7 protein-coding genes are annotated in these 12,442 nt (G+C 56.7%); all 7 read left to right on the top strand.

The features are described from left to right. Positions 1-11: 11 nt before the first annotated feature. The 7 genes from queC (at position 12) to EYS42_RS12810 (ending at position 12,440) form a co-directional block, all read left to right on the top strand. Positions 12-722: a 7-cyano-7-deazaguanine synthase QueC gene (gene queC / locus EYS42_RS12840; RefSeq protein WP_130968588.1), complete on the top strand. Its 711-nt coding sequence runs from the start codon at positions 12-14 to the stop codon at positions 720-722. After that, complete coding sequence (locus EYS42_RS12835) at positions 719-1,819, top strand: 6-carboxytetrahydropterin synthase (RefSeq protein WP_130968587.1); 1,101 nt, start codon at positions 719-721, stop codon at positions 1,817-1,819. The genes queC and EYS42_RS12835 overlap by 4 nt, the downstream gene beginning before the upstream one ends. 340 nt (positions 1,820-2,159) lie before the next feature. After that, a complete protein-coding gene (gene dpdE / locus EYS42_RS12830) occupies positions 2,160-5,318 on the top strand; it encodes a protein DpdE (RefSeq protein WP_280960186.1) in 3,159 nt (1,052 codons plus the stop codon). Continuing rightward, entirely contained in the window at positions 5,311-7,803 is a 2,493-nt protein-coding gene (dpdF, locus tag EYS42_RS12825) for a protein DpdF (RefSeq protein ID WP_130968585.1), read from the top strand. Before dpdE ends, dpdF begins: the two co-directional genes overlap by 8 nt. After that, entirely contained in the window at positions 7,800-8,699 is a 900-nt protein-coding gene (gene dpdG, locus EYS42_RS12820) for a protein DpdG (protein WP_280960183.1), read from the top strand. Before dpdF ends, dpdG begins: the two co-directional genes overlap by 4 nt. After that, positions 8,696-11,737 (top strand): protein DpdH, encoded by a 3,042-nt coding sequence (dpdH, locus tag EYS42_RS12815; RefSeq protein ID WP_342635524.1) that lies wholly within the window; start codon positions 8,696-8,698, stop codon positions 11,735-11,737. The genes dpdG and dpdH overlap by 4 nt, the downstream gene beginning before the upstream one ends. Then, positions 11,727-12,440, top strand: a complete 714-nt coding sequence (locus tag EYS42_RS12810; protein WP_130968582.1) for a hypothetical protein — start codon at positions 11,727-11,729, stop codon at positions 12,438-12,440. The genes dpdH and EYS42_RS12810 overlap by 11 nt, the downstream gene beginning before the upstream one ends. Positions 12,441-12,442 lie beyond the last annotated feature (2 nt).

The raw sequence follows: 12,442 nt of genomic DNA, 5'->3' as shown, positions 1-12,442 counted from the left end.
GAGGTCGAGCTATGAACAAGAAGGCATTGGTTCTCTTTTCTGGCGGGCAAGACTCGACAACATGCTTGGCGTGGGCTCTCGACCGCTATGAGCATGTTGAAACCATTGGCTTCAACTACGGACAACGTCACGTTGTGGAGTTGGAGTGCCGTGGTCTTATCCTTGATCGGTTCCGGTCAGACTTTCCAGACTGGGGTGGCCGCTTGGGTCAGGACCATATGCTCGACTTATCTGTTTTGGGGGCAATCAGCGATACAGCCCTAACCAGTGAACGTGCCATAGCTTTCAACCAGAATGGCCTACCCAACACCTTCGTTCCAGGTAGGAATCTCCTCTTCTTCAACTTCGCCGCAGCCGTCGCCTACCGCCGAGGCCTGGAAGTTCTGGTCGGTGGTATGTGCGAGACCGATTACTCGGGCTATCCAGACTGCAGAGACAACACGCTCAAGGCACTCCAAGTGTCCATGAGCCTCGGCATGGACAGCCCTATGGTGGTGGAAACGCCGCTCATGTGGCTGGACAAACGAGCTACATGGTCCTTAGCTGAGACACTTGGTGGATCGGAGCTGGTGGAATTGATCAGGCTTGACACTCACACATGCTACCAAGGTAACCATACGACCCAGCACTCGTGGGGCTACGGTTGCGGAACCTGTCCCGCCTGTGAGTTGCGAGCCAAGGGGTATGAACAGTACCTATCAACGAAAGACAATCCCGCATGAGCACGCCCTCGATCCTCACGGTAGCCTCCTGCCGGTTAGAAGCCGCGCGTAGTGTCGGCGTACTCCCCGAAGGACACCGTTGCCGAAACACTCACGGCCATAGCTTCCTTGTCAGCGTCTTTGCCAAGTTGCCACCTGGTTGGGCTCGCTTCCCTGGCGCGGAAGTCAGCGACCTCACACGAGATCTTGAGCGGTGCGTCTCGGCGCTCAATTACAGCTTGCTCAACGACACTATTGCGCATCCAACGGATGAGAACATTGCGCGTTGGATTCGAGGACGGCTAGATGTACCAGGCATTGATCGCATATCCGTACAAAGCACTCAGAATCAAGGCGTGGACCTCGACGCTGGCGGAGACGCTCACGTATGGCGGCGCTACCGGTTCCAGGCCGCGCACAAACTACCGAACGTACCACTCGGCCACAAGTGCGGTCGCCTGCATGGCCATGGATTTGAGGTGCTCGTCCACGCCAACCAGGACATTGGTGATCGTGACATTAGCATTGACTACGACTACCTTGACGAGATATGGGCGCCCTTCCACTATCGACTCAACTACCAATGCCTGAACGACATTGAGGGTCTTCACAATCCAACTAGCGAAGTTATCTCGGCTTGGCTATGGCGGCAACTGAAGGAACGACTGCCGGAACTGACTTGGGTTACTGTGTTTGAGACTGGTAGTTGTGGCGCAAATTTTGATGGTGCGAACTACCGCATCTGGAAAGAGTTCACGATGGACAGCGCGGTCCGATTGAAGCATGCGCCGGTCGATGCGCAGCAGCGAGGCGTGCATGGCCACACTTTCACGCTAAGGCTCCATCTGTCAGCCCCACTAGACGAGGTCATGGGCTGGACGATCGACTTTGGCGACGTAAAGCAAATGTTCGATCCGATATTTAAGTCCCTGGACCACCACCCCATCCACCTGATGGAGAACGGCCCCGAAGATGGCCATACCGGTGCGATTGCCGAATGGATAAGGGCGAGAGTCATTGACGATCTTCCCCCACTATTACGGGTGGACCTTTACGAAACGGAAGGTTGCGGCTCCATCGCCACAACCGAAGAGATGGCTCCCGCGCTGCCGGTCTGATGTAGTTGGAGTTCGCGCCAACTCGCTATCCAGTCGCTGCTTCCTTCGCGCATAGGAACGCAATACGCCTCGTAGATCTGAGATTTACGCACCGAATTGAGCGCCTGACAAGTTCTGGCCTGGCCGGAGAACAGCAGGGACCAAATTGACAACCTCGTCCGAAAGGGGTGAATGCGGTCGAGGCTCTGCAGTCTTCGTTGACTGTCGCGCGCAATGACGCCTCGCGTCGTCCCTACGAGATCTTGACTTGCTGACAGACTAACGGCTTCTCCAGTCGGTTACGATACGCTACAGAAAGGGGCAACTAAGACAAACAGGGAGCGATGTGTTGATCAAAGGCATGCTGGTGCACCTACCCGACAACAGCGGAGTAGGAAAGTTGGAGGCAGTCGATGGAGTGTCCTGCTATGTCACCATCTTCCGATCGATCATTCGATCAGAGGTGATTCAACTTCCGGTCTCAACCATCTCTAGAGCCTATTTGAGCCCACAGACGCGTGTCTACGTCCGTGACGATACGCGCTTTCGGGTTGGCCGAGTGGCCGACTTCCTGATTAGAGAGAATGGCCTCGTCGACTATGAGGTTCGGTTCCCAAACGGGATACGCGAGGATTTCAGCGAACTCGCCTTGCATCTGCGTCCGTGGAGTGCCCCAGAAGATCCAGCCGAGATGTTACTCAACGGCGGAGCGGAAACTCAGTTCCTGCATGATCGGCGCCAGGCGGCCGTTCTACATCTGACAAAACTCCGGAGCGCTGCTCAAGGCATGACAGCGCTCATCTCAGCTGGCATAGAGTTAGCGTCGCACCAAGTGGCTGCGGTGCGGCGGGTGCTCACGGACCCAGTGCAGCGCTACCTTCTCGCAGACGAGGTCGGCCTGGGGAAAACGATCGAGGCTGGTCTAATTGTTCGACAACACCTGATCGACAATCCAGAGACCAGCGTACTAGTGGCAGTACCAACTCACCTCTGCGCGCAGTGGCAAGAAGAACTTTGGACAAAGCTGAAACTCGATCAGTTCAACACAGTTCAGGTTGTCCCTCACGCCCATCTGGCTAACGTTCAGGTTGCTCCTGACATTCTTGTTCTCGACGAAGCTCATCATCTCGTGGGGATCACCTCCGGTCCACTTGCTCCAGCCGCCGCTAAGCTTCGTACCATCGCTTGCGACGCGCCTGTCCTGCTGCTGCTTTCAGCGACTCCTGCACTTGGTGATGAAGCTCGATTTCTTGCGCTGTTGAATCTGCTCGATCCCGCCACTCACCCATTGGACGATGTCGCAGGATTTCGGGGCAAGCTTGAGCGACGGCGCGAGATTGGTCGACTGCTCCTCGCACTCGACCCTGACGCTCCAAAACTTGTACTGCGACAACGCTGCGCAGCGATGGAGCAAATGTTTCCGGGCGATCCGGTGGTGATGGAGGTCGCCCCCAAGTTAGCTGCTGCAACCCGCGATGCTCCTGAAGACGTGCCTGGACTTTGCACCGCACTGAAGAACCACATCGCGGATAGCTACCGTATCCACCAACGGCTAATTCGCTCGCGTCGCGCAGATGCTCAAGGCTGGGAATTCAGCCCGCGCGGCCCCCAGGCTGAGGGAGTGCCAACGTTTGCACACGTTCGCGTCGAGGTCGCAGGCACCCGCTGGGCCGAATCACTTCTCCCAGTCTTAGAGGAATGGCGGTTCGCCGCGATCGATGCTACAAGCGGCGATGAACGATCCCGTGACGAGGCAGCACGTCGTTATGCCGAATTGTTGACTGCCATAAGTTACGGAAGTACGGCTCTTGCCAATTGGGTCGCCGATAAAAGCTCACGACCCGCATTTGCCGAAGAGACATCGATTCTTGAGCGGCTCAGCGCGCTTACCGATGCAATTGAACCACGCCCCGACTACGCAACAGCTTGCGAAAGCACCCGGCGCCTGGTCCGCAGCATTCGCGGAGAAGGACGTCACGCCAAAATCGTAGCCTTCTCATCGACCACGGCCAACGCAAGCGCATTTCACAAGGCCTTCAGCGAAGGCCTAGATGATTGTGAGGTCCTGCAACTTGGTGAAGAAGACACCTTGCGCGGCAAGGACACCATCGCGACCTTCACCAAGCATCAAGGGTCAGCAGTGTTGATCTGCGATCAGAGTGGCGAGGAAGGACTCAATCTTGCCTTTGCCGATGCAATTGTTCATCTCGATTTGCCGCTAGTGGCTGGTCGCTTGGAACAGCGAATTGGTCGGCTGGATCGGTTTGGGAGGCGGCACGGCGTTATCCGCCACAGGATCATGCTCCCTGTGGACGAAGATGACAGCCCCTGGTCAGGCTGGTCGGACTTTCTCTGCAAGGGGCTTGGTATCTTTCATCGCTCCATCAGCGACGTTCAATTTTTGCTCGAAGACTTTGAGCGGCGCGCCTTTCGGATGCTCCTCGAACGGGGCCCGGATGGCATAAGAGATCTCTCCGCTGAAGTTGGCGAGGCGATACGAGAAGAGCGCAGATCGCAGGATGAGCAGTACGCACTCGATCGGATCGCGCTTGCAGAAGAGCCAATAGAGACTTTCATTCGAAATCTGGAAGAAGCAGAGGAGGACGAAGCCGCATTGGAGGATGGCGTTGACCGATGGCTCGTGAATGCTTTGCTGCTGAAGAAACAGCCATTGTCATGGCCACAGCAGGATCCGTTCAGACTCATAGCGACGAACGAAACGCTTATCCCAAAGCTCCCCTGGCTGAAAGCGTTTGCTCTCGAAAACAAGCAACCACTCACATGGCGGAGACGGATTGCTGCTGCGCAACCATCCTGCTTACTATTGAGGCCCGGAACCCCTTTAGTTGACGTGGCAGAGCGCTTCACTCGATGGGATGATCGCGGCACTGCATTTATAACTTGGCGAACAGTGGCGGAATGGTCGGATGAAGTATGGCTTGGCTTCCGCCTTTGCTTTCTTGTCGAACCGGACATCGCAATTTCCGACTTGTTCGCACCAAGCAGGGGCGAACTGGCGAATGTGCGAAGGGCCCAGCGCTATCTTCCCCCGCAAGCAATCTGCATCCACGTCGACAGCAATGGAGACGTGGTCACAGATGCCTCGCTGCTCTCAATTCTGATGAAGCCCTATCTGCGTGCGGGCGCACGAGGGGAGCAAGGGGAGCGAGGCACCGACGTCAATCTCTCTAGCCGCCCCCAGATCCTGTCTAGCGTTATTGATTCCCTAGCCTTCGGAGATCTGTGTCGATCCGTTCGAGATCGCAGCCGCGCCTTACTGCTTGCCCAGCAAACGTTGCAAGACGCCATCACCGCTGGCGAGCGCCACGCCAAGTCCGAGATTGAGCGCCGCCGAAGCCGCTTGCGTCAGAAAGATGCGATTGGGGACGCTGTCGCCCTACTTGAACTCCAGGCAATTGAGTCGATCCTCCCAGCAATTTCAAGACCACTCATCAAACTAGATTCGATGGGATGCTTTGTGATTTCGCGAGAACCACCAGTGAATCCAGCATATGCGTGAGCTTGTCGGCGCTGAAGCTTTCGATGCCCTGAGACGCCTACTTGCAGGTGAGTCTCAAGACGAATGGCACTCGCCTGCCGAACCATCGATTGAACGGTTGCGTGTGGCACTCGGTAGCCTGCACCCTCGAACCAGTATGCTTGATCTTGCCGTACTTTTGCGCCAAGCACTTCGTCGCGAGGATGCACGTCGCAACTATGAGGTCAGCCCACACGTAATAGTAAAGCACCCACGTCTGAACAGGTTCTCTTCTTGGAGAAGCATTAGCCTCGACAGCGAACCCATTACAGGCGGATGGCGGGTGACAGCAAAGCCATGGCACCCTGAGTGGCTCGAGTCAGGGGCGCGACTCGGTGTCGATGACATCGCTTCAAGTGAAGTGCTAAGACGCTCCTTTGGCGGGCAGGACTGCACCGGAGATCCATTTCTCAAGGCCATCAAGCGCGAACGCTACCGCAGTTCAGGTCAGCGAGCTGCGGTCCGTGCCGCGCTTTCTACCCCCCCAGGGGCCACGCTTGTGGTTGCGTTGCCGACCGGTGAGGGAAAGAGCATGATCTTTCAACTCATTCATGCCGTTGGTTTTGTTGGCGAAACGATGGCGATGAATCGCGGGGTCACACTCGTCGTGGTACCAACAGTCGCACTTGGTGTGAACCACGAGGAAGAAGCCGTAAATGTCTGTGGATTGGCTAGACCACTCACCTTCCAGGGAGGTGCGGAGGTGGCCAATGCGACGCTCAAAGAGCGAATCGCAAACGGCGAACAGGGCCTGTGCTTCGCGTCTCCCGAGGCAGTAACCGGGTCATTGCGCTATGCGCTCCGCCAAGCGGCAGAGGCTGGACTGATCCGGGCATTGATCATCGATGAAGCACATCTTGTCGATCAATGGGGCACAGGGTTCCGAACGGAGTTCCAAGAACTTAGTGGCCTACGACAAGAACTGCTTGCCCTGGCCCCACCTGGTGGGGAGTTGCGTACGGTTCTACTGTCGGCGACCCTCACAGACCAGTCGCGGGAGACACTAAGGACGCTATTCGGCTTGGGTCGAGGCTTTGAGAGCCTGTCTGCAGTGAGATTGCGTCCTGAGCCCGATTACTGGGTTGCCAAGGCAGATGAATCCGTACGAGACGAAAGAGTGATGGAGGCACTACATCACGTTCCTCGACCGGCGGTTCTTTATGTGACTGAGGTCGGGCATGCTGAGGCCTGGAATCGCGCTTTACTGTCGGCAGGCTTCAAGCGTGTTGGCATGTTGCACGGCAAAACTAGTCGCGGGGATCGGGAACGGATCGTCGCTGAGTGGCGAGACGGATCCCTGGATGTTGTGGTTGGCACGTCCGCATTTGGATTAGGTATCGACTACGCCCATGCACGCAGCGTTATCCATGCATGCGTACCCGAAACTCTAGACCGCTTCTACCAAGAGGTCGGTCGTGGAGGGCGCGACGGCAAAGCCGCGCTATCGCTCATTGCACCGACGCCCTCTGACTTCCGAACGGCAGAACGGATTTGCCATCAGAAAGTGATCTCCATTGAGCGAGGGCTTGAGCGCTGGACGGCATTATTCGATGGAAAACGGTCAATGGGTGGAAATCACTTTGCTGTGAGGGTAGACGGAAGCCCCGGTAGCAGCGAAGAGGATATCGATATGACCGGCGATTGGAATGCGGATTGGAATCTGCGCACGCTTGCCCTCATGGCACGATCCGGTATGGTACGTCTGCTCGGCAAACCTCTGTCACTTACATCTGAGCCAGGCGATTGGCTGGAAATCGAACTACTAGACGACGCGCACCTAAAAATCGAAACGTGGAAAAGGCGGATCGAACCTGTCCGTGCACGGGGACAAGCGGCCAACTTTCACAACTTTCAACTCATGCAACGCTTTCTTGCAGGAGAAGACTGCCCTGCTGAGATCTTGGAAGAACTATATGGTCGTGGCCAGATAGCCAAAACCTGCAGTAGTTGCTCTCGCTGCCGCTCTAATCAAGTTGCCCGACCACAAAACACCGTTGCTATTGAACCGCGTGCTCCGTGGTCGCTCCCTCTACCGCGCCTGCTTGAGCGACTATTTGACTCGGACCGACGACTACTGGTCACATATGGCGACGTTACCGGAAAGGCTCAATCCCGGCGGCTTGGCGAAACTATCGAGCGACTCTACCGAATGGGCCTGGCCAAGCTCATCCTACTCGGCGAGGCTCCGTTCGATCTCGACCGTGTATTGCGGTTTGCTGAAATGCGCCCCCTCTTCTTGAGCCGACTCCCATCGCTCGCTCATTCTCGCCTTCCGACTGGGCCAGAAATGGTGCTCGTCGGTCATGGCCACCAACTCGGCGAGGCCACATACTCGGCCCATCCTGATCGAACACGCCTATTTCTCGTGCCCGAAGGATTGAAGGCTCAAAGTGGACATGTGCTGCGCGAAGTCTTCGGGGGGCGCGTTCTCACACTTGATGAATTACACGCAAGGGTTGCTGAATGAGCATCGTGACGAATTTTCAGGCTGTGCCAAACCGCCTGTTTTGCATCTTCGCAGCGGTCGCCGAGTCAGAGAATGGACTGCTACGCGATCAACTCGAGTCTTGGGCTACTCCCCCCTCCTTGTCTAGGCGCGGAGCAAACGACGAGGACGGGGGCACAACTGAACTGTTCTCGAACTCCTTGGCGGAGGCTCGTCGCCTGGGACTGATCGAAGACGACGGTGAGCGTTTGCGCGTGCCACTACGTGCCGATACAAGTGCGAGACGGAAGAGCGACTTGGAAGCCGACTTCCTATCTAGGGTGCGAGAGGTGATTTTCGACCCGCAGCGCGCGGCCGCAGCGGGGCAGGCCGGTGTTCTATATGCATTAGCTTGGTTTCTTACAAAGAATCCACTCCAGCCCGTGAGTTTCTCTGACGCCCCGCAGGAACAACTGCGAAAGGACCTGGGCGAGTTCGCAGCCAAGGCAGATCTGGGCAGCACAAGCAGCTTCCAGAATCTACTTTATTGGGCGCGCTATCTAGGTTTCGCTACGGTAGCCGGAGACGGTGGAACTCGGAGGGCATTTCCTGACCCCACCCGCGCCATTGGGACGGTACTCGATCAGATTCTGGTGATCAACGAATGGATAGAAATCGATGTGTTTCTGTCGCGGTTGGCAGGCATATACCCTGTGCTCGAGGGAGGGGTTGTGCGAGAGGAACTGGAGTCGATGCGCAGCGCGCCCCCTGCAACTGATGATCGATTGTCTATTGCCTCAAGTCTCGCGCTACAAAGGCTCGTTGATCGCGGTTCAATATTGCTGGACACGCTCGCAGACGCAAAAAAGGCGCGCATTCTTGATTTTGGCAGCACCACAAAGCGCGTCAGTCACGTGCAAATCGGAGCAACCAAATGATGCGGAATCACCTCTGCTGGGATCCGGCTGGAGTCCGTCAGGTCATCAATCCATTTGCGGAACACATTCCGGATAGCCTATTCCACGCCGTTCACAGCGACTGGGATCTACAAGTAACCCCCCCTGTCGGCCAACGCTACCAGGATGTCACAAGTGCAGCCTGGACACAGATGACACCATCGGAGTTCCTCTCCGACTTCTTGCGTCAAGATCGACCACATGCACTTGCCGCTGTGCTTGGGGATACAGGGTCTGGCAAGTCACACTTGATTCATTGGATGAGACTACACCTGCGCGACGACGACAAGCGCGTGGTGCTAGTCGTCCGCAAGTCTGGAACTAGCTTGCGTGCGATCGTCCGCGACATCATCGACAAGTTGCCGATCGATCAACAGCAAAGTTTCCTTGAGACGTTCAACGCCGCAGGCGATGGAACAATGACTCCAGAGGGGAGGCGCCGCGAACTGCTCCATCACCTTGGCCAGGCCATACGCGAGGACAAGCCTGCGGCTGACACGGACGAACTCGAGGAAGCGCTAATTGAAGTGCTCCCGAACCTCTTCCAGGACCCGTACATGCAGAAGGAGCATTTTCTGCGTGACGGCAGAGTAGCCGCCGAGATCGTCGACCACATCTTCGAGCAATCGCACGCCAATGATCGGCCTGATCGACGACGCCTGTTTTCCACCGATGATCTAGTTCTGGGCGGACAAGACTATTTGAACGCGACCAAACTAGCACAGCATGCGATTCAATTGGTCGAGGCGGATCCCGCAAACTTGCCCGCAGCAATTACGGTCATTAACCGCAATCTCGACAAAGCGGTTGCACGTACCCTCAGTTTCTCTGGAGATCGAGTCGAGGAGTTGATGGTGCGTCTGCGGCGGCACCTCAGAACGCAAGGTCGCGAACTAGTGATGCTGGTTGAAGAGTTTGCACGCCTTCAAGGCATCGACCGAGCACTTCTCCAGGCAATCACCACACAGGGTGATTCAGGGCAAGGCGAGACAGGCCTCTGTAGGATGCGGACTGCGATAGCGGTGACCCCAGGCTTTTTCGAAAGCGTTGAAGACACAGCCTACCGCAGAACCTCCCACATAGTAGACATGAACCGCTCTGCCGGGCATGCCCACGGCAAGAGCCCCACCTCGGCATCTTTGGCCTCCTTTTCTGCGAGGTATTTGAATGCGGTGCGGCTCGGACGAGAATCAATCGAACGATGGAGCTCTACAGCCGAGCCTGGCCAACTGGCACCTTCACGGTGCTCTCAGTGCTCGTTCGAAATTACTTGCCATGAAACGTTTGGTGCGGTGGATGGGTATGGGTTGTACCCATTCACAGAACGAGCCCTTTGGATCGGCGCCGGCCGTATTGATCGCGCACAAACAGGAAGGCTGAATCCACGGACTGTTCAAAATGATCTGTTGGTTGAAGTCATGGATACGTTCTCGTCCTCAATTGCTGCCGGCGAGTACCCTCCACCCCGCCTCCTCGAAAAGCTCGGAGGCGTCAAGCAGTTGCCTCTCGCTGCGGAAACCGATTTGAAGCGCCTCAGCCCGCACATAGCTGATCGCTGGATGTCATTGCTTGAGCTTTATGACGGCACAGGCAAGGTCGTCAACCTCGCGGAACAACTTTATGAGTCCTTCACGATTCCGAAGATCCCGGACGCGGGTGCGGGTGAGCCAGCTAATTTAGATTTCCCCGCCTCATCCCCGACACCTCAGCAAGAGACTCCTGTCGCGCAGCCTGCTGCAAGCGCTGACGATCTCGCAATCCAGACCTGGATCAGGGGCGGCGGGCTTGACGCCACAGTTGCCCAGAAGCTCCGCGAACTGGTTTACGCAGCAGTCGTGGAAGCGATCGATTGGGACATGTTGGGCCTCTCTCGCACCTTCTTCGCAGGAGGAACTAAGCCCGTGTTTAAACAGGGGATCGGCATCAGCTTCGTCCGCCAGAATACACAGATCTCAAAGTATGCAAAGGTACGCTTGGAGATAGACGCCAACCCGAAAGTTGGCCAGGCGTTGCAAGGATTGCTGCGTGCCTCGAAAAATGGATTCCGCTGGCAGTTCGATGGTGCGGACCGAGCGCTGATAGCCTTTTTAGATTGCGTCGAGCATTGGAGCGAGCAGGTTGCGCAACAAATTCAGTTGCTGATCGCCCCCAGCGCGACTTGGTCCCACGGCAGCGCTGCACTGCATCTATTAGGCGTTGGTGCCGCCATTGGCGGGCGAGTCAAAGGGGATGCGACTACCGCCGATTTGATCGAAGCAGCATTTGGAAACTGGCCTGAAGAGCCTGCGGCTGCTTCGAGCCAACTGCGATCCCTCTACAAGAAACTACAACGCGACAGAGAAGAGTTGATTGAGATCGCTCGAGCTCAAACTTCGAGTCTCAAAGGTGGCCGCCCTGGCGCAATGCTTGATCCACGTCGAGTGCGGGGGCCGATGCGTCAGTTGAGCCGAGAAAAGTGGCATCTCAGCATGACTCCTCCGGAGGGCGACTCGGACATGCTCGCTAAGTTGTACCGCGAGGTCGGGGGTCTGCTCCCCGAGGCCGCTGCCGCCGAGCGCTCGAAGCGCCTTGAGTGGCTAGATGAAATGCTGACAGCCTTCGGGGCAGACGCCACTCGTGCATCAATCGTCGCAACTCTCGGCAACGCGCGGCAAGCGGCTCTAGATGCAGGCATCAGTGCACAGAACAGTTCCCGACAATTACAGGATGCGCTAGAGGCGTTTCAGAGCGTGCTATTTGACGCAACTGTCAATGCCGCACGGACGTTGCTTGAGACTGAAGACGCGGTTGCATCGCTACCCGAGTACGGTCGAGGTCGAGCAAACGCAGTGGCGGCCGGCACAGCGCTACGTGTTGCCGCAGAGAGGTTTCTTGACGCAGTTGAAAGCGACCTACAGGCCTTTGGCACAGACCAAGACGCAAGTACTGGTGGTTTAGCTGGACACCTCGCAAGTATCGATAAATCTCTCGCCAGCATCGTTGACGATTTGGCAGCAATGGAGGCAAGAAATGCTGCTTGAACGCGCCACCGGTCTCGCAACGAAGATCAGTCGATACCAAACGCTGAAAAGTGCGGCGAAGGAGGCCGAAATTGTCCGCACCCGCGCTGATCAACTTGGACAGGTATCGGCCCTCCTCGCGCATGCAAGAGACGCTCTCAGTCGCTTTACTGCTGCGGGGGTGATAGTTGAATTCGCCCCTGCCCAAGCCGATGATTTGTTGGAGAAGGCGAGAAGACTGCGTGTGATCGCTTCAGAAGCCCCAGCTGCGCTGGCCGATCCACCGTTCAACTTTGCGCACGAGTTCACCAACAGGCTAAGGGGCATCGCGACTGGAGCGGATACCGCGATTCAAGAACGATGGAGTCACTTCATTGCCGAAAATTCTCCAGGTGGATCTGACGAAGTGCTTGATGCACTGGGCAAACTGCCGCAACTCCGCGACGGTGTCACTCAGATTCGCCAATGTAGACAGAAGATTAAGTTGCTCGCAGCCACTCCGCCTGCCGACCCCGTGCAGGCAGTGGCGCAATTGAGGGCACTCGTAGCCGAGCATCAAACTGCTTGGTCGACCCTGACCACAGACAACCTCCCACGCGCAGTTATTCTCTTTTTACGTGCATGTGCGGGGGAAGGCGCGCCTGTGACGTCTCTCACCGAGGAGGTCCGCGATTGGCTCGAAGCGCGAAACCTCCTGGGCTCGTTGCGCATCCGGATAGGCTAACC

Source organism: Aquabacterium lacunae (genome assembly GCF_004310865.1).
Lineage (GTDB): Bacteria > Pseudomonadota > Gammaproteobacteria > Burkholderiales > Burkholderiaceae_C > Aquabacterium > Aquabacterium lacunae.
The sequence above is the reverse complement of the archived record's forward strand: the minus strand, read 5'-3'. Positions and strand labels throughout refer to the sequence as shown.